Genomic DNA, 17,055 nt, shown 5'->3' on the forward strand with positions numbered 1-17,055 from the left:
GTTGATCTGCTGCATGAGGTCGTAGCGCTTCGGGGTCAGCTCGAGGGTCCCCGTGAGGTTGAGCGCCGAGGCGTTGTTGACGACGATGTCGACGCCGCCGAAGCGCTCGGTGGCGGTCTCGACGGCGCGGGTCACGTCCGCTTCCTCACGCACGTCCCCCACGACGGCGACCGCCTGGCCACCCGCCTCCTCGATCTCCTGCACGGCGGTGTGGACGGTGCCGGGCAGGCGCGGGTCGGGCTGGTCGGTCTTGGCGAGCAGGACCGCGTTGGCGCCGGCCTTCGCGGCCGCCAGCAGGATGGCCAGCCCGATGCCCCGGCTGCCGCCGGACATGACGATGGTGCGGTCCTTCAGCGATGCGCTCACGCGGTCTCCCGACTATCGGTACTCACTACGACTCTGGAGTACCGATGAACGTACCAGGCTCGCCGCTCAGAAGAGCGAGACCTCGTCGGCGACGACGACCTTGACGTCGGCGAGGAACCGGAGGCCACCGTCGCCGTGGGGCTCGGACTCGACGACCTCCGGCCACTCGATCTCGTAGGTCTCGCCCGCGGCGAACGCCTCCGCCGCGTCGACGGCGGCACCTCGGAGCTCGGCCGCCGTCCTGCCCGTCACCCGCACCACGGCCTTCACGCCGGGCAGCCTGCCACCCCTCGGCGAGAGCCACGTCGGCTCAGTCGGCGGCGAAGGCCGTGCGGTGGCGCTGGAGGTCGGAGCGCAGCGCACCGAGCGCACCGGCGACCTCGGCGGCGATGCGCTCCGCCTCGAGCTCCCAGCGCCCAGCGCCGGCGTCGACCGCGGTGACCTCGCGCTGCACGAGCGCGTCGAGGTGGGTGAGGAAGCTGGCGACGGCGGCGCCGCGCGGGGTGAAGGACGTGGGCACAGAGGTCTCCTCGGACAAGGGGGTGGGTGTCAGCTGGCGGCGGCGCTCAGTGACAGGAGGAGGACCAGACACGGCAGAGATCCACATGGTCACGCGTGACCAGGGAGAGCTCGGCTGCCACGGGATAGACCGAACCACCCCGAGCGAGCGCCGGTCAAGCGGGTGTGACCGGCTCAGTGACGGGCTCGGTGACGGCGGGCGAAGTCCGCGACCGCGTCGGCGAAGAGCCAAGGCGCGGTCGCGGTGACGAAGTGGGACTGGTCGGGCCAGCGGCTCGAACGGCACGAGGGAGCGGATCCCGGGGGCGGCCGGCACCGGCCAGCGCGGTGTGCAGCGCCAGCGTCGCGCCGAGGGAGGCGCCGACGAGGTGGGCGGGGCGCCCGACGGCGGCGAGGATCCCCCGCACGTCAACGACCTCGGCGGCGAAGGTGCGCGGCGCCGGGCCCGGGATGCCGGTGTAGGCCCGGCGGACGAACGACCAGACCTCGAACTCGCCGGCGAGCGCCTCCGCCACCGGGGTCCACGAGTCGGCGGGCGCCGCCGGAGCCGTGCACCAGCACGACGGGGTCCCCGGCGCCGACGACGGTGGTGGGCAGCTCGTCGGCGGTCGTGGTCACGCCGAGGAGCGTCCCACCCGTGTCACCGGGGTCTCCGGCTCGACGTGCCCGGGCTCAGCCGCGGTGCGAGGCCCGGGAGCGGCCGAAGCTCAGACCGCCGAGCAGGCCGCGCCGCGGGCGGCGGTGGGGGTCGGCGCGGGGGGTTACGGCCTGGCCCAGGGCATAGCGGACGAGCTCCTCGTTCCCGGTCGCCGACCACACGCCGTCCGGGCCGGTGAGGGTGTCCTCGAAGCCGATCCTGGTGTCGAAGCCCTGGCGGCGGGCGTAGTCGAGCACCGGCCAGGCGCCGCCCTCCTCGCCGTGCAGCAGGATCGGCACAGGCATCGGGCGCAGCGCCCGCAGGAGGCGGACCGCCTCGGCCACCGCCGAGTCCGGATCGGTCACGGTCACCTCGACGGTCACCCGCACCGTGTTGAGCGGCACGCCGGCCAGCCGCAGCTGCACGGCGTCGCCCGTGGTCCACACCCCGAGCTCGATCCCGAGACCGACCGAGGCGACGGCCTCGCAGATCGTCTCCCAGCCGCGCTCGTGGACGTTGACGGCGACCACGTCGGGTCTGGCGTGGCGGGGCAGGCTCGCCCACTCCTGCACCAGCTCGGTCCGACGGAACGCGTTGGGCTCGACCCACCGGGCCAGCGGGACGCCGATCTCCACGGTGGGGGCGGCCCGGCGGATCGCGGCGACGGCGGTCCCGATGACGTCGCGCGCGAGCGACTCGCGGCCGTCGCGGTCACGCGGGTGGACGTGGAAGCTGCGCACGCCCAGCGCGGCGATCGCGCCGGCGTCGCGCGCGAGGTCCTCCGGTGTGCTCGGCAGCGCCGGGGACACGCCCTCCGCGGGGCGCGTCCCGTTCGGGCAGCACTGCAGCACCACGGCCTCCCACGCGGACCGAGACGGTCTCGGCTTCAACGACATCCTGACACGACAGGCGCATGTGCAGACGCACACTCCGGGTGATCGTTGCGGCACGAGGGTGACGTCTCGTCCGTGTTCCGCCTGGTGGTAGCAGGACCCGGCCGGTTAGCGTCTGGCAGGACGAGGGGGAGGCACGATGAGCACGGTGCCGGTGGCCGTCGAGACCGGCACGACGGTGGCCGGGACCCGGCGTCGCACGCCGGTCCAGCGCGCCGACGGCGCCCGCAGCGTGCGCCTGGTGGCGGTGGCCTTCGGCGTCACCGTCGTCGTGACCCGGCTCTACCTGGTCCTCACCGGCTACCCGCAGATCGGCGGCGGGCAGTACCACCTCGCGCACGCCCTCTGGGGTGGGCTGCTCCTGCTGCTCGGCGGGCTCGCCGCGCTGCTGTGGGGCAACCGGTGGGTGCACCCGCTGACCGCGGTCCTCGTGGGCGTCGGGTCGGGGCTCTTCGTCGACGAGGTCGGCAAGTTCATCACCGCCCACAACGACTACTTCACCCCGCTCGCGGCCCCGATCATCTACGTGGTGTTCCTGGCGGTGCTCGGGCTCGCGACCCTGGCGCGCCGCACCCACCTCGACCAACCGCGATCCCGGGCCTACGCGGCGGCGGAGGGGCTGACCGAGGTCGCCGACGGCCCCCTCACCCCGGCCGCGCGCGACGGGCTCCTGGCCGACCTCGACGCGATGGCGGCCGACCCCGCGCGCCCGGACCTCGCCGCCCACGCCCGGGCGGTCCGCCCGCTCGTCGAGGCGGCGCCCGTCGAGCCGCCCGGCCACCGCACCCGGGCGACGCGCGCGGCACTCGCGCGCGCCGAGGCCGTCCTCGCCCCGCGGTGGGTGGCCCGCCTCGTGCTCATCGCGGGCTCGGCCCTGCTCGGCGCGGCGTCCCTGCTCGGGCTGGTGATCCTCGCCGTCCTCCTCGCCGGCGGCCCCGATGCGGAGCTGGTCCTCGACGCTCAGGTGGTCCCGCCGGGCACGCGGCCGCCCTTCCTCGTCGTCGCCTCGGCGGGCGAGGCCGTCGTCGGCGTGCTGCTGCTCCTCGCCGCCGTGGCGCTGCTCCTCGGCCGCGACCGGTGGGGCACGGCGGTCTGCCGGGCCGGCCTCGTGATCGCCCTGGCCGGGGTCAACGTGGCGCTGGGCTACCTCGACGCCGAACTGGTGGTGGTCGCGGTGGTGGTCGAGTTCGTGCTCCTCGTCCTCGTCGAGCGCTACCGGGCACGGTTCGTCGCCGACCTGCACCTCACCGCTCGCTGACCAGGCCCCGGGCGATCGTCGGCCAGAACGCGTCCGCGCCGCCCGCGGCCAGCGAGCGGCCGAGCTCGACGGCCCACGGGCGCCCGCCGCCCCACTCGTCGCGCCACGACCACAGCCGGCGGGTGAGGGCGCCGAGGGCGAACTCGCGCGTCATGCCCATCGCGCCGGTGGCCTGGTGCGCGGCCGCGGCCACCGCGCCGGCGGCGTCGGTGACGGCGGCCGCCGCGGCGGCGACGGCGAGGTCGGTCGGCTCGCCCTCCTCGCCGGCGGTCGCGGCGGCGGTGCGGACGGCGATCGCGGGGAGCTCGGTGTGCTCGGCGAGGCGCACGAGGTGGGCGGAGACCGCGGGGAACGCGGAGACCGGCCGGCCGAACTGCATGCGCTCGCCGGTGTAGCGCACGGTCAGCTCGAGCACGGCCCGGGCGGCGCCGGCGATCAGCGCGGCGCGGGAGAGGGCGCCGCGGCGCCGGAGAGCCACGGCCGCGTCGGGCGGGGCCGGCGCGGTGGCGAGGGGCCGGACGCCGTCGAGGACGACGTGGTCGCGGGGGTCTCCGGCGAGGGTGCGCCCGGGAGTGATCGTCGTGGCAGCGGGGTCGACCAGGGCGACGACGGGGCCGTCCGGGGATTCCGTGACCAGGGCGAGTGCCGTGGTGGCCCGGGCCCACGGCACGCGGGCGACGGTGCCGGCGAGCGCGCCGCCGTCGAGCCTCACCCCCGGGGACGCGGCCGTCGACACCGGCCCGTCCGGGAGCTCGAGCCCCGCCGCGGCGACGAGCCGGCCCGTCAGCAGGCCGGTCTCCGCGACCGGCGCCGGCGCCGCGGCGGCCCCGACCGCCTCGAGCACCGCGCACGCCTGCGCCACCGATCCGCCGGACCCGCCCGCGGACTCGGGCACGGACACCGTCGTGAACCCGCCCTCCGCCAGCGGCCCCCACACCCCGGGGGCCCAGCCGTCGCGCTCCGCCGCCTCGAGGGCCTCGGGGGTGCAGCGGTCGCGCAGGACTGCCGCCACCGCGTCGCGCAGCTCGGCGGTGTCGGTGTCGCTCATCGGGCCGAGCCGTCGCGGGTCAGTGCCTTCCCCGCGATCCCCCGCAGCACCTCGGTGGTGCCGCCGCGCAGGGTCCAGCTCGGCGCGTTGAGAACGCACTCCGCGAGCAGCCGTTCGAACAGCGATGACGCCTCCGGGTCGATCTCGGTCCCCGCGAGCTCCCGCATCGTCTCCACCACCTCCTGCTCGAAGACCGTGCCGACGTCCTTGACCAGCGCCGCCTCCGTCGCGGGCGCCTCGCCCTGCTCGAGCGAGCGCGCGACGGCCAGCGAGAGCTGCCGGATCGTCCACAGCCGGGCCGCGACCGCCCCGAACGCGGCCGCGGTGTGGTCCTCGAGGTCCGGCCCGCGCTCGGCGAGGAACGCGCGCAGCAGGCCGAGCACCGAGAGGTAGCGGTCCGGGCCGGAGCGCTCGTGGGCGAGCTCGGCGGTCACCTGCGCCCAACCCTGCCCGACCTCGCCGAGAACCCGCTCGTCGGGGACGTGCACGCCGTCGAGGACGACCTCGTTCACGTGCAGCTCGCCGTCGATCAGCGGGATCGGCGAGACCGACACCCCGGGCGAGGACAGGTCGACGATGAGCTGGGAGAGCCCGGCGTGCCGGTCCTCGGCGGCCGAGGTGCGGCACAGCACGACGAAGAAGTGGTTCAGGTGGGCGTTCGTCGTCCAGACCTTGGTCCCGTCGACCCGCCAGCCGTCCTCAGTGCGGGTGGCCGTGGTGCGCACGGAGGCGAGGTCGGACCCGGCGTCGGGCTCGCTCATCCCCAGCGAGAAGAAGCACTCCCCGCCGCGATCCGCGGGAGGAACCACCGCCGCTGCTCCTCGGTGCCGAAGCGGAGCAGCGCCGGGGCGGTCTGGCGCTCGCCGATCCAGTGCGCCGCGATCGGCGCGCCGGCCGCGAGCAGCTCCTCGACGACGACGAACCGCTCGACCGTGCTCGCCCCCGCCCCGCCGTACGCCCGCGGGATCGTCATGCCCACCCAGCCCTGCTTCGCGAGCTCGCGGCTGAACTCCGGGTCGTGGCGGCCGCCGAGTCCCAGGCCCGGCCGGAAGTCGGCCGGCAGCGTCGCGACGAGCCAGCGGCGCACCTCGTGGCGCAGCGCGTCCTCGGCCGGGGAGAGCGGGGTCGGCGAGAAGAGCACGGCGGTGTCCCTCCGGGTCGGGGTCACCCATCCTCGCCCGGCCGGACGGGCTCCGCCCCGCGGCCCGCTCCGGGACGGACATCCGGACCTCGTGAGAGCGTCGCGGCACCGCTCGGGCGTGTCGCTCACGAAGTCGTGATCACGGTGCCGACCCCGACGAGCCTCCCGGCCCCGCCTGCTTGACTGCCCCGGTGATCAGCGAGCTCGAGGAGGACACCACCGGCGTCCCGGGTCCCGACGGCGGGTTCGACCTCACCCTGGCCGAGCGCTGGCGCATCGGCGGCGGACGGCTCAACGGCGGCTACCACCTCGCGGTCCTCGCCGACACCGGGCTGCGCACCGACGCGCTCGTCATCGGGAGGGTCGTGTTCCGGGTGCCCACGGCTCGTGAGCACTTTCGGTGGCTATAGCCACCGAAAGTGCTCACGAGCGCGCAGCGCACCCCACGATCCGCAGCGCGAAACCGGCGTACTGGTCGGCGACCTCGTCGGCGGACAGCGGCCCGTCCTCGGAGAACCAGCGGGCGATGCTCACGCACAGCTCGCGGATGGCGAACGAGGCCAGGGCGGGCGAGTCCACGTGGAACACGCCGCGATCGACGCCCTCGGAGATCACCGTGCGCAACGCGTGCTCGTGCTCCCGACGGCGGGACTGCAGGGTCGAGCGCACCGGCTCCTCCAGGCTGGAGGTGTCGCGGTTGACGACGAGGGCCTCCCGACGGTGCGTCGCGTGCCGGTAGGCGTAGACCCGTGCGGCCCGGTACAGCACGTCCGCCGGCTTTCCGCCCTCGTCGCGCACGGTGTGGAAATCCTCGAGCACCCCCGCGGTGGTGGCGTCGATGATCGCCTCGAGCAGCTCGTGCTTGGAGCGCATGTGGTTGTAGAGGCTCGGGGTCCGCACGCCGAGCGCGCCGGCGATCTCGGAGAGCGCCGTGCCGTGGTAGCCGCGCTCGGCGAAGAGCGTGAGCGCGTGGTCGAGCACCCGCTCGCTGGTCACGGGATCGCGAACAGCTGTCCCCGACGACGCAGCGGCCACGCGGGCCACCCTAGCGACTAACGAGCGTTCGTGAGCCCCTTGTGCGCGCCACCACGACCGCCCTACGGTCACTAACGAGCGTTAGTTGGCGAGAGGGGACGCGGTGCTGCGGACCGAGCTGATCCGGCCGATCGGGGAGCTGCTCGAGCGCCACGCCGCCGAGCGCGGCCCGGCCACCGCCTTCGCCGACGACGACCGCCGCGTCACCTACGCCGAGTTCGCGCGGACCACCGCACGGTTGGCCGGCCACCTCGTGGAACTCGGTCTCGCCCCCGGGGATCGGGTGGCGATGGTGATGGCCAACCGGGTCGAGACCGCCGAGACCTATCTCGCGGTCCCCCGCGCCGGCGGCGTCGCGACGTGCCTGAACCCCGACGCCGCGCCCGCCGAGCTGGCATACATGCTCGCCGACTGCGGCGCCCGCGTCGTCGTCACCGACACCGAGCACGCCGACCTCCTCGACGGGCTCGTCGACGCGACCACCACCGTCGTCGTCGTGGGCGACACGCCCCGACCGGGAGGGCACCGGTACGCCGATCTCGTCGCGACCGACCCTCGCTCCCCCGCCCCGGACCCCAGCGACCTCGACGCCACCGCCTTCATGCTGTACACGTCCGGCACCACCGGGCGCCCCAAGGGCGTCGAGCTGACGATGCGAGGCTGCCTGTGGGTGGTGGCGGCGTGCTGGGCGCCCATCGCGGGGCTTGCGGCCGGCGACGACGTCCTCTGCGCCCTGCCGCTCTTCCACTCCTACGCGCTGGACCTCTGCGTGCTCGGCGTCGTCGCGACCGGCGCGGGCGCGCGGATCCTGCCGCGGTTCTCGCCGGGCCGGATCCTCGAGCTGCTCGCCGAGGACGGGTATACGGTGCTGCCGGGCGTGCCGACCGGGTTCTCCTACCTGGTCCAGGCCGACGCCGGCCGCACGCCGCGGCACCGGCTGCGGGTCGCGATCTCGGCGGGCGCGATCCTCCCCGCCGCGCTGGACCGGGCCTTCGAGGACTGCTTCGGGGTCCCGTTGCTCGACGGGTACGGCATCACCGAGACCTCGACCATGGTCACGATGAACTGGCCGCACGGCGGCCGCCCCTACGGCTCCTGCGGGCTGCCGCTGCCCGGGCTCTCGGTCCGCCTGGTCGACCCGACCACCGGCGCCGACGCGCCGCCGGGCGGGGAGGGCGAACTGTGGGTGCGGGGCCCGAACGTCATGCGCGGCTACCACGGCAAGCCCGAGCAGACCGCCGACGTGCTCGTCGACGGCTGGTACCGCACCGGCGACCTCGCGCGGGCCGACCCGCACGGCTACCTCACGATCTGCGGCCGCACCAAGGAGATGATCATCCGGGGCGGCGAGAACATCTACCCGGCCGAGGTGGAGAACGTCCTGCTCGCGGCACCCGGGGTGGCCGATGCCGCCGTGGTCGGGCGCGCGCACCCCGACCTCGGCGAGGTCCCGGTCGCCTTCGTCGTGCCGGGCGGCGACCCGCCGGACGAGGAGGCGCTCGCATCCTCCCTGGTCGCCCGGTGCCGCCGCGACCTCACCGGCTTCAAGGTCCCTGCCGAGATCCGGTTCACGACGACGATCCCGCGCACCGGCTCGGGCAAGGTCAAGCGCTTCGAGCTGGCCCGCCTCCTCGACGAGCGGGTGCTCTCGTGAGGGTCGGCGACCTGGAGATCGTGCCGATCGTCGACGGCACCGGGCGCGAGAACGCCCGCGAGGTGCTCTCCGTGCCCGGCGCCGACCGCTGGGCCTGCCACCCGGAGCAGCTTGACGCCCACGGCGACCTCGTGCTCACCCTCGGCGGGTTCCTGCTGCGCACCGGCGACCGCACGGTGCTCGTCGACGCCGGCGTCGGGCGCATCCACAACGACCACTACGCCGGCGGCGGGTTCCTCGACGCCCTCGCCGCCACCGGCACCACGCCCGACGAGGTCACCGACGTCGTCTTCACCCACCTGCACTTCGACCACGTCGGCTGGGCCACCAGCCGCAGCGAGGTCGTCTTCCCCCGGGCCACCTACCGGGTCCACGAGGCGGACTGGGCGCACTTCGTCGACGCCGCCGACGCCGACCCCGGCGCGGTCCGCAAGCTCGCCCCGCTGCGCGAGCGCCTCGAGCCCTTCGCCGTTGAGCACACGCTCGCCGCGGGCCTCGACGCCCGCCCGACGCCGGGCCATACGCCCGGCTCGACCACCTACGTCGTCTCCAGCCGCGGCGAGCGCGCGCTGCTGATCGGCGACGTCGCGCACTCCGTCGTCGAGCTCGCCGAGCCCGACTGGCAGGCCGTCTTCGACGTCGACCCGCTCGCCGCGCAGGCGATGCGCAACCGGCTCGTCGACGAGGTCACCGACACCGCGGACCTCGTCGCCCCGGGCCACCTGCCCGGCCTGGCGTTCGGCCGGGTCGTCACCGTCGGCGAGCGCCGCACCTTCCTCACCGTCTAGGAGCCTCCATGGATCTACAGCTCGCCGGCACCACCGTGCTGGTCACCGGCGCCGGACAGGGCCTCGGCCGCGCGATCGGCGAGGCGTTCGCCGCCGAGGGCGCCCAGGTCGCCTTCGGCTACCACACGTCCGCGGAGGGCGCCGAGCAGGCCGCGGAAGCCGCCCGCGCTGCCGGGGTGAAGGCGATCGCGGTCGGCGTCGACACCCGCGACGACGCCTCGGTCGGCCGGGCGCTGGACACCGTGGAGTCCGAGCTCGGCGAGATCGGGGTGCTGGTCAACAACGCCGCGGCGACCAGCCGCGGCCGGTTCCTCGAGCGCTCCGCCGAGGAGTTCGCCGCCGAGATCGAGGTGACCGTGACCGGCACGCTGCGCATCTCGCACGCCGTCGCCCGGCGGATGGTCGACCACGGGGGCGGGGCGATCGTCTCGCTGATGGGCGACTCGGGGCGGGTCGGCGAGTCCGGGCTGGCGGTCACCGCCACCGCGCGCTCCTCCACGCTCGGGCTGACGAAGTCGCTGGCCAAGGAGCTCGCCCGCCACGGCATCCGCGCCAACGCCGTCTCGATCGGGCTCGTGCAGACCGACAACTTCGCCGCCCACACCGGCGGCACCGAGGACGAGCGGCTCAAGAAGATCACCGCGCTCTACCCGCTGCGCCGCCTCGGGCGCCCCGAGGACGTCACCCCGACGATCCTGCTGCTCGCCTCCCCCTGCTCGTCGTGGACCACGGGACAGGTCGTCTCGGTCAACGGCGGCTTCTCGATGGTCGGATGACGGCCGCCGAGCACCGGCCCGCCACCGGCACCGCGGTCCGTCGCAAGGAGGACGCGCGCCTGCTCACGGGCCGCGGGCGCTACGTCTCCGACCTCGTGCTGCCCCGGATGCGCCACGTCGCGTTCGTGCGCAGCCCGATCGCCCACGCGCGGCTGACCGAGGTCGACGCCTCCGGGGCGCTCGAGGTCGACGGCGTGCACGCGGTGTTCACCGGCGAGCACCCGGCCCTCGCCGCGGTGGCGCTGCGGGCGCAGTCGGCCCTGCCCGGCTACGTCGAGACCGACCAGCCGCCGCTGGCCCGCGGCAAGGTCCGCTTCGCCGGGGAGGCCGTCGCCGCCGTCGTCGCCGACGACCGCTACCTCGCCGAGGACGGCGCCGAGGCGGTGGTCGTCGACTACGACCCGCTCGAGCCCACGGTCTGCGCCTGGACCGACCCCGCCGACGTCACCGACCCGGTCCACGACGAGGCCCCCGACAACCTGCTGCTCTCGCGCACCTTCCGCGCCGGCGACGTCGAGGCGGCGCTCGCCGCGGCCGACGTCGTCGTCGACCGGGAGCTCACCACCAACCGCCACGGCGGGAACCCCATCGAGTGCCGCGCCGGGGTCGCCCGCTACGAGGCCGCCGACCGGCGGCTGACGTTCTGGTCGGGCACCCAGGTGCCCCACCTCGTGCGCACCCAGCTCGCAGAACTGCTCGACCTGCCCGTGGGCAACATCCGGGTGATCGCGCCCGACGTCGGCGGCGGGTTCGGGGTCAAGGCCGTGCTCTACCCCGAGGACGTGGCGCTGTGCCTGATTGCGATCGCGACGCCGGGCGTGCCGCTCAAGTGGGTCGAGGACCGCGTGGAGCACCTGCTGGCCGCCACCCACGCCCGCGACCACCGCTACGTGCTGCGCGCCGGGTTCGCCGCCGACGGCGCACTGCTCGCGGTGCGCGCCGACGTCTGGTGCAACACCGGGGCGTACTCGGTCTACCCGTGGACCGCGGGCATCGAGCCACTCATGGCCGGCGGGCTGCTCACCGGGCCCTACAAGCTCGAGCACTACGAGTGCACGGTGCGCGGGGTCGCCACCAACACCAGCCCCTCGGGCCCGTACCGCGGGGTCGCGCGGCCCTCGACGGTGTTCGCGATGGAGGCACTGCTCGACTCCGGCGCGCGGGCGCTGGACATGGACCCGATCGCGCTGCGGCGACGCAACCTCATCCTGCCCGCCGACATCCCCTACCGGATGCCGTCGCGGCTCGTCGACGACTCCGGCGCCTACGAGGCCTGCCTCGACCGCGCCGTCGAGGTCTTCGACGTCGACCGGTGGCGCGCCGAGCAGGCCCGGCGCCGGGACGCCGGGGAGAAGCCGGTCGGGATCGGTGTCGGGATCTACAACGAGCTCACCGGGCTGGGCCGCGCCGCCTCCGCCGGGCCGCGGATGCCGTTCCGGACCGGCCACGACGCCTGCACGGTGCGGGTCAACCCCGACGGCGCGGTGACGGTGTTCTCCGGCGTCACCTCCCAGGGGCAGGGGCTGGAGACGACGATGGCCCAGGTGGTCGCGGACGCGCTCGGCGTCGACTACGACGCCGTCGACGTGCGCATCGGCGACACCGACGAGTCGCTCTGGGGCTTCGGCGCGTTCTCCTCCCGCCAGGCGGTGATCGGCGGGGGCGCCTCGCACCTCGCCGGCGCCCACGTCCGCGACAAGGTCCTCGAGCTCGCCGGGGCGCTGCGGGAGGTCGACGTCGCCGACCTCGACCTGCGCGCCGGCCAGGTCCACGTCCGTGGCCAGGAGAAGCCGATCATCTCGCTGTCCGAGGTCGCGCGGGTGGCCTACCTGCAGTCCGATCGGCTGCCCGAGGGCTTCGAGCCCGGCCTGGAGGGCACGAAGTTCTACGACCCGATCCGCGGCGCGTTCGCCGCCGGCGCGCAGCTCGCCGCGATCGAGTTCGACCCCGCGACCGGCGCCGTCCGCATCCTCGACTGGGTCTGCGTCGAGGACGCCGGCACGATCGTCCACCCGGTGATCGTCGACGGGCAGATCGCCGGGTCGATCGCCCAGGGCATCGGCGGCGCGATGTACGAGCACCTGGTCTACGACGAGGCGGGCAACCTCTCCACCGGCACGCTGCTGGACTACCTCATGCCGACCTCGGGGGAGATCCCCGAGCTGCGTATCGACCACGTCAGCGTGCCCGCCGCCAACCCGACCGGGGTCCGCGGTGTCGGCGAGGGCGGCACGCTCGCGCCCAACGCCGTCGTCGCCGGGGCCCTCGTCGACGCCCTCGGCGTCGAGGTCGACGACCTCCCCGTGACGCCGTCCTGTGTGTGGGAGCTGCTGCACGGAGGTGGGGACCGGTGAAGTGCCCGCCGTTCGAGTACCACCGCGCGACCTCGGTCGACGACGCCGTCGCCGCGCTGGTCGCCGCCGACGACGAGGGCAAGATCCTCGCGGGCGGCCAGAGCCTCGTGCCGGTGCTGGCCCTGCGCTTGGCGCGGCCCGCGGCCCTCGTGGACGTCAACCGGGTCCCGGGCCTCGACGAGCTGGCGGTGCGCGACGGCGTGCTGCGCGCGGGCGCGCTGGTCCGCCACGCCGCCCTCGCCGGGCAGACGCTGCACCCGCTCGCCGCCGCGGCCGCCCGGTACATCGGGCACGCGGCGATCCGCAGCCGCGGCACCGTGGCGGGCAGCCTCGCCCATGCCGACCCGGCCGCGGAGCTCCCCGCGGTGCTGCGCGCGTGCGACGGCGCCGTGCACGTCGCCGGACCGGACGGCTCTCGCCGGGTCAGCGCGGACACGCTCTTCCGCGGCGCGCTGCAGACCGACCTGGGCGACCACGAGGTGATCACCGCCGTCGAGCTCCCCCGCCCCGACGCGTGGGGGTTCGCCGAGTTCGCGCGCCGCCACGGCGACTTCGCGGTCGTCTCGGTGGCCGCGGCCCGGTTCGGCGACCGGGTGCGGGTCGTCGTCGGCGGCGTCGCGGGGGTCCCGCACCTGGTGACGGCCGACGCCGTCGACCCCGGGGACGTCGAGGGCGTCGCCGCGGCCGTCGCCGACGACGTCGACCCGGCGTCCGACCTGCACGGCAGCGCCGCCTACCGCCGCGCGTTGACCCGCGAGCTGACCCGGCGGGCACTCGGCGACCTGACCGGCGCCGCCTCTCCCGCACCCGTCCCGGAGCCCGCATGAGGATCACCCTGACCGTCAACGGCGAGGCGCACCGGCTCGACGTCGAGCCGCGGCACACCCTGGCCGACGCGCTGCGCGAGGGCCTCGCCCTCACCGGCACCCACCTCGGGTGCGAGCACGGCGTGTGCGGCGCGTGCACCGTGCTCGTCGACGGCGAGCCGGTGCGGGCGTGCCTCATGTTCGCGGTCCAGGCCGAGGGGTGCACCGTCGCCACCGTGGAGGGCCTCGCCGGCCCGGACGGGACGCTGCACCCGCTGCAGGAGGCGTTCTCGGTCTGCCACGGGCTGCAGTGCGGGGCGTGCACCCCCGGCATGCTCATGACGGCGGTCCACCTGCTCGCCGTCGAGCCCACTCCGGACCGGGACCGGATCCGCGCGGAGATGGCGGGCAACATCTGCCGCTGCACGGGGTACGTGGGCATCGTCGACGCCGTCGAGAGCGCCGCGGCGACGATGGCGGGCCGGGAGGATCGTTGAGGATGCTCCGTCGACGGGTCGTGGCGGACGACGGCGTCGGGCTCGCGGTGTACGACCAGGGCGAGCCGGTGGGTGTCCCGATCCTCTTCGTCCACGAGTTCGGCGGTGACCACCGCTCCTGGGACCCGCAGGTACGCCACTTCGCGGCGACGCACCGCTGCGTCACCTACGACGCGCGCGGCTACCCGGCCTCCGACGTCCCCACCGACCCGGCGGCCTACTCCCAGGAGCGGGCGGTGGCCGACGCCGTCGCGGTCCTCGACGCGCTGGGGATCGAGCGGGCGGTCGTCGTCGGGAACTCGATGGGCGGGTTCGCCGCCCTGCACCTCGGGCTGCGCCACCCGGAGAGGGCCGTCGCGCTCGTCGTCGCCGGGTGCGGCTACGGCGCCGCGCCGGAGCACGCGGAGGCCTTCCGGGCGGACGCGCTCGCCCTCGCCGACGCCTACGGGACCGACGGGGGCGAGGCCGTCGCGTGGGACTACGGGAACCGTCCGGCGCGGCAGCCGCTGCGACGCCGCGACCCGGCCGCCCACGCCGAGCACCTCCGGATCCTCGCCGCGCACGACCCGGTGGGCGCGGCGCTGACGATGCGTGGGGTCCAGGCCTCCCGGCCCTCGCTGTACGACCTGCGCGACGACCTCGCCGGGATGCGCGTCCCGACGATGCTGCTCGTCGGCGACACCGACCCCGACGCACTCGACGCCACGCTGATGCTCCACGCCACCCTCCCCGACGCGGGGCTCGCCGTCCTGCCTCGCACCGGCCACCTGGCCAACCTCGAGCTGCCCGGGGTCGTGAACGGGCTGATCGAGGAGTTCGTGGCGGGGTGCGACGCGACTGCAGGCCAGGTCGCCCGCGCGTAGGCTCGCGGCGTGAGCGTCAAGATCGGGTACAAGGCCTCCGCGGAGCAGTTCGGGCCACGGGATCTGGTCGAGTTCGCGGTGCAGGCCGAGCAGGTCGGCCTCGACAGCGCCTGGGTGTCCGACCACTTCCTGCCCTGGCGGCACGAGGGTGGCCACGCGCCGTCGGCCCTGGCCTGGCTCGCCGCCGTCGGGGAGCGCACCTCCCGGATCCAGCTCGGCACGAGCGTGCTGACCCCGACCTTCCGCTACAACCCCGCCGTCATCGCGCAGATCTTCGCGACGATGGCGCTCCTCACCGAGGGGCGCGTCATCCTCGGGATCGGCACCGGCGAGGCCCTCAACGAGGTCGCCGTGTCGGGGCGGGAATGGCCGGACTTCAAGGAGCGGTTCGCCCGGCTGCGCGAGTCCGTGCGCCTGATCCGCGCCCTGTGGACCGAGGAGTCGGTGAACTTCGAGGGCGACTATTACACGACCGTCGACGCCTCGATCTACGACCGCCCGGACCAGCCGGTGCCGATCTACGTGGCGGCCGGCGGACCGCAGATGGCGCGCTACGCGGGCCGCGCGGGCGACGGGATGATCTGCACGTCGGGCAAGGGCATGGAGCTCTACACCGACAAGCTCATGCCCGCCCTCGCCGAGGGCCGCGAGAAGGCCGGCACCCCCGGCATCGACGCCGTCGACCGCACGATCGAGATCAAGATCTCCTACGACCGCGACGCCGACCGCGCCCTGGAGAACACCCGGTTCTGGGCGCCGTTGTCCTTGACCGCCGAGCAGAAGCACTCGGTCACCACGGCCAGGGAGATGGAGAAGCTCGCCGACGAGCTGCCGATCGAGCAGATCGCGCAGCGCTGGATCGTCACCTCCGACCCCGACGAGGCCGTCGAGCAGGTCCGCCCCTACGTCGAGGCGGGTCTCGACCACCTGGTCCTGCACGGGCCGGGGGCGGACCAGCGACGCTTCCTCGAGCAGGTGGGTGAGGACCTCGTCCCCCGACTGCGCGACCTCGCGTCCTGAATCCAGGGCTCGGAAGCGGTTCACGGTGAGGTGACCGAGCGATGATCCCGGCCCACGGGTCCGCGGCCGGCCGGGGCGCGGACGTGTGGGTCGTGGCGGGCGCCCCCGGGGCGGGCAAGAGCACCGTCGCCGACCGGCTGGCCGCGATGCTGCGCCCGGTGCCCGCCCTGCTCGACAAGGACACCCTCTACGGCGGGTTCGTCGCCGCCACCCTGGCGGCGGCGGGCCGGCCGGAGGGCGAGCGCGAGGGGCCCTGGTACGACGAGCACGTCAAGGTCCACGAGTACGACGGGCTGACGGCGACGGCGCGGCAGATCCGCTCGCGGGGCTGCCCGGTCCTGCTCGTGGGGCCCTTCACCGGCCGGATCCGGGACCGCGCGGCGTGGGAACGTTGGGTTGCCGAGCTCGGGGGCGACCCGGTACGGCTCGTGTGGGTCGGCTGCGACGAGGAGACGGTGCGCCGACGGCTCGAGCGGCGGGGACTCGAGCGCGACGCGGGGAAGCTCGGCGCCTTCGCCGCGTTCGTCGCCCGCATGCGGCCGGGCGAACCGCCCGAGGCGCCGCACACCGCGGTCGACAACGGCCGCGACGGCCCGGAGGGGCTCGCCGCGATCGACGCCGCGCTGCGGCACGCGGTCGATGCGGCCGCCGGCGGGGGCTGACAGGCTGCGGACCGAGGTGCCCGGCCCGACCGCGCCGGCGCCGACCTCGAGGCCGGCGGCAGCAGGTTCGACCACCGCCGCACCGCGGGTGCCCGCCGCCTCGCCGGGGTCACCCTGGGCGTCGCCCCGCGCGACCTCGGCGGCGTGGTCGTGCTCTGCATCGCCGCGTCGACGAAGCCGGTGATCGCGGTGGTCAACGGACCCGCCGTCGGGGTCGGGGCCACGATGCCGCTGGCCGCCGACATCCGGATCGCGTCGGAGAAGTCCCGGTTCGGCTACGTGTTCACCCGGCGCGGCATCGCCCCGGACGGGGCCTCGAGCTGGTTCCTGCCCCGCATCGTCGGGATCTCCCAGGCGATGGGGTGGGTGGCGACGGGGCGGGTCTTCGACGCCGACGAGGCGCTGCGCGGCCGGCTGGTGTCGCGGGTCCTCCACGCCGACGAGCTGGCCCCGACCGTCGCCGCCCTCGCCGCGGAGATCGCCGAGAACACCCGACGGCTGAGGCGCCGCACCGACCGCCGCGGGGCCGTCGGACCTGCCCGCACCACATGCGGGCGACTACGGTGAGGCCACCGCCGTCACGGGCCGGGGGGTGCACACTCGTGCCCGCGAGCCCAGGAGGTGGTCGGGGTGTGGTGGGGCGTCCTCGTCGCGCTGCTGGGGGCGCTGTGCTCCGGGGTCGCGGCGGTGATGCAGGCCCTCGCGGCGCGCGCCGTGCCCGACGTCGGGCGGGGCGTG

20 protein-coding genes and 1 pseudogene are annotated in these 17,055 nt (G+C 75.2%); 12 read left to right on the plus strand and 9 right to left on the minus strand.

Features of this window, described 5'->3' with window-relative positions; genetic code table 11:
* From VGH76_RS24750 to VGH76_RS24765, 5 genes and pseudogenes are all read right to left on the minus strand, one after another.
* On the minus strand, positions 1-333 hold a 333-nt coding region (locus tag VGH76_RS24750; protein ID WP_331559435.1), incomplete at its 3' end, for an SDR family NAD(P)-dependent oxidoreductase.
* A gap of 99 nt (positions 334-432) precedes the next feature.
* Positions 433-636, minus strand: coding sequence for a hypothetical protein (locus VGH76_RS24755; RefSeq protein WP_331559416.1), 204 nt, complete (start codon positions 634-636; stop codon positions 433-435).
* Between the two features lie 40 nt (positions 637-676).
* Entirely contained in the window at positions 677-886 is a 210-nt protein-coding gene (locus tag VGH76_RS24760) for a hypothetical protein (protein WP_331559417.1), read from the minus strand.
* A gap of 154 nt (positions 887-1,040) precedes the next feature.
* A pseudogene (locus VGH76_RS28090) lies at positions 1,041-1,448 on the minus strand (alpha/beta fold hydrolase); the annotation flags it as partial.
* A gap of 109 nt (positions 1,449-1,557) precedes the next feature.
* A complete protein-coding gene (locus VGH76_RS24765; protein WP_331559418.1) occupies positions 1,558-2,376 on the minus strand; it encodes a 3-keto-5-aminohexanoate cleavage protein in 819 nt (272 codons plus the stop codon).
* Between the two features lie 178 nt (positions 2,377-2,554).
* On the opposite strand from VGH76_RS24765, the gene VGH76_RS24770 reads away from it, so the two are divergent.
* Positions 2,555-3,673, plus strand: a complete 1,119-nt coding sequence (locus VGH76_RS24770) for a hypothetical protein (RefSeq protein WP_331559419.1) — start codon at positions 2,555-2,557, stop codon at positions 3,671-3,673.
* On the opposite strand, the gene VGH76_RS24775 is transcribed toward VGH76_RS24770, so the two are convergent.
* Genes VGH76_RS24775 through VGH76_RS24785 form a run of 3 tightly spaced genes read right to left on the minus strand, consistent with a single transcriptional unit; the run spans position 3,660 to position 5,889 of the window.
* A complete protein-coding gene (locus VGH76_RS24775) occupies positions 3,660-4,721 on the minus strand; it encodes an acyl-CoA dehydrogenase family protein (protein WP_331559420.1) in 1,062 nt (353 codons plus the stop codon). The two genes, VGH76_RS24770 and VGH76_RS24775, sit on opposite strands and share 14 nt — an antisense overlap.
* A complete protein-coding gene (locus tag VGH76_RS24780; protein ID WP_331559422.1) occupies positions 4,718-5,482 on the minus strand; it encodes an acyl-CoA dehydrogenase family protein in 765 nt (254 codons plus the stop codon). The genes VGH76_RS24775 and VGH76_RS24780 overlap by 4 nt, the downstream gene beginning before the upstream one ends.
* Entirely contained in the window at positions 5,479-5,889 is a 411-nt protein-coding gene (locus VGH76_RS24785) for an acyl-CoA dehydrogenase family protein (protein ID WP_331559423.1), read from the minus strand. Before VGH76_RS24785 ends, VGH76_RS24780 begins: the two co-directional genes overlap by 4 nt.
* Positions 5,890-6,053: 164 nt before the next feature.
* On the opposite strand from VGH76_RS24785, the gene VGH76_RS24790 reads away from it, so the two are divergent.
* Positions 6,054-6,272, plus strand: a complete 219-nt coding sequence (locus VGH76_RS24790) for a hypothetical protein (RefSeq protein ID WP_331559424.1) — start codon at positions 6,054-6,056, stop codon at positions 6,270-6,272.
* A gap of 13 nt (positions 6,273-6,285) precedes the next feature.
* On the opposite strand, the gene VGH76_RS24795 is transcribed toward VGH76_RS24790, so the two are convergent.
* The gene (locus VGH76_RS24795) at positions 6,286-6,858 is read right to left on the minus strand and encodes a TetR/AcrR family transcriptional regulator (RefSeq protein ID WP_331559425.1); all 573 of its coding nucleotides are present in this window, start codon (positions 6,856-6,858) and stop codon (positions 6,286-6,288) included.
* A gap of 124 nt (positions 6,859-6,982) precedes the next feature.
* Between VGH76_RS24795 and VGH76_RS24800 the strand changes: the two genes are divergently transcribed.
* The 10 genes from VGH76_RS24800 (at position 6,983) to VGH76_RS24845 (ending at position 16,884) form a co-directional block, all read left to right on the plus strand.
* Complete coding sequence (locus VGH76_RS24800; RefSeq protein WP_331559426.1) at positions 6,983-8,551, plus strand: class I adenylate-forming enzyme family protein; 1,569 nt, start codon at positions 6,983-6,985, stop codon at positions 8,549-8,551.
* Complete coding sequence (locus VGH76_RS24805) at positions 8,548-9,339, plus strand: MBL fold metallo-hydrolase (protein ID WP_331559427.1); 792 nt, start codon at positions 8,548-8,550, stop codon at positions 9,337-9,339. Before VGH76_RS24800 ends, VGH76_RS24805 begins: the two co-directional genes overlap by 4 nt.
* 8 nt (positions 9,340-9,347) lie before the next feature.
* Entirely contained in the window at positions 9,348-10,115 is a 768-nt protein-coding gene (locus VGH76_RS24810; RefSeq protein ID WP_331559428.1) for an SDR family NAD(P)-dependent oxidoreductase, read from the plus strand.
* A complete protein-coding gene (locus VGH76_RS24815) occupies positions 10,112-12,469 on the plus strand; it encodes a xanthine dehydrogenase family protein molybdopterin-binding subunit (protein WP_331559429.1) in 2,358 nt (785 codons plus the stop codon). Before VGH76_RS24810 ends, VGH76_RS24815 begins: the two co-directional genes overlap by 4 nt.
* On the plus strand, positions 12,466-13,296 hold the full coding sequence (locus VGH76_RS24820; protein WP_331559430.1) for an FAD binding domain-containing protein: 831 nt from the start codon (positions 12,466-12,468) through the stop codon (positions 13,294-13,296). Before VGH76_RS24815 ends, VGH76_RS24820 begins: the two co-directional genes overlap by 4 nt.
* On the plus strand, positions 13,293-13,772 hold the full coding sequence (locus tag VGH76_RS24825; protein ID WP_331559431.1) for a (2Fe-2S)-binding protein: 480 nt from the start codon (positions 13,293-13,295) through the stop codon (positions 13,770-13,772). Before VGH76_RS24820 ends, VGH76_RS24825 begins: the two co-directional genes overlap by 4 nt.
* 2 nt (positions 13,773-13,774) lie before the next feature.
* Positions 13,775-14,635: an alpha/beta hydrolase gene (locus VGH76_RS24830; RefSeq protein ID WP_331559432.1), complete on the plus strand. Its 861-nt coding sequence runs from the start codon at positions 13,775-13,777 to the stop codon at positions 14,633-14,635.
* Positions 14,636-14,644: 9 nt separating this feature from the next.
* Positions 14,645-15,655 (plus strand): glucose-6-phosphate dehydrogenase (coenzyme-F420), encoded by a 1,011-nt coding sequence (gene fgd / locus VGH76_RS24835; protein ID WP_331559433.1) that lies wholly within the window; start codon positions 14,645-14,647, stop codon positions 15,653-15,655.
* 41 nt (positions 15,656-15,696) lie between these two features.
* Positions 15,697-16,317, plus strand: coding sequence for an AAA family ATPase (locus VGH76_RS24840; RefSeq protein WP_331559434.1), 621 nt, complete (start codon positions 15,697-15,699; stop codon positions 16,315-16,317).
* Between the two features lie 144 nt (positions 16,318-16,461).
* A complete protein-coding gene (locus VGH76_RS24845) occupies positions 16,462-16,884 on the plus strand; it encodes an enoyl-CoA hydratase-related protein (RefSeq protein WP_414637811.1) in 423 nt (140 codons plus the stop codon).
* The last annotated feature ends 171 nt before the right edge of the window (positions 16,885-17,055 follow it).

This window comes from Actinomycetospora sp. (assembly GCF_036497585.1).
Classification (GTDB): Bacteria; Actinomycetota; Actinomycetes; order Mycobacteriales; family Pseudonocardiaceae; genus Actinomycetospora.

Coding starts and splice junctions, on each gene's coding strand:
- VGH76_RS24840 (WP_331559434.1), top strand. CDS start 15,697: ATGATCCCGGCCCACGGGTCCGCGGCCGGCCGGGGCGCGGACGTGTGG.
- VGH76_RS24815 (WP_331559429.1), top strand. CDS start 10,112: ATGACGGCCGCCGAGCACCGGCCCGCCACCGGCACCGCGGTCCGTCGC.
- VGH76_RS24825 (WP_331559431.1), top strand. CDS start 13,293: ATGAGGATCACCCTGACCGTCAACGGCGAGGCGCACCGGCTCGACGTC.
- VGH76_RS24830 (WP_331559432.1), top strand. CDS start 13,775: ATGCTCCGTCGACGGGTCGTGGCGGACGACGGCGTCGGGCTCGCGGTG.
- VGH76_RS24780 (WP_331559422.1), bottom strand. CDS start 5,482: ATGAGCGAGCCCGACGCCGGGTCCGACCTCGCCTCCGTGCGCACCACG.
- VGH76_RS24775 (WP_331559420.1), bottom strand. CDS start 4,721: ATGAGCGACACCGACACCGCCGAGCTGCGCGACGCGGTGGCGGCAGTC.
- VGH76_RS24810 (WP_331559428.1), top strand. CDS start 9,348: ATGGATCTACAGCTCGCCGGCACCACCGTGCTGGTCACCGGCGCCGGA.
- VGH76_RS24770 (WP_331559419.1), top strand. CDS start 2,555: ATGAGCACGGTGCCGGTGGCCGTCGAGACCGGCACGACGGTGGCCGGG.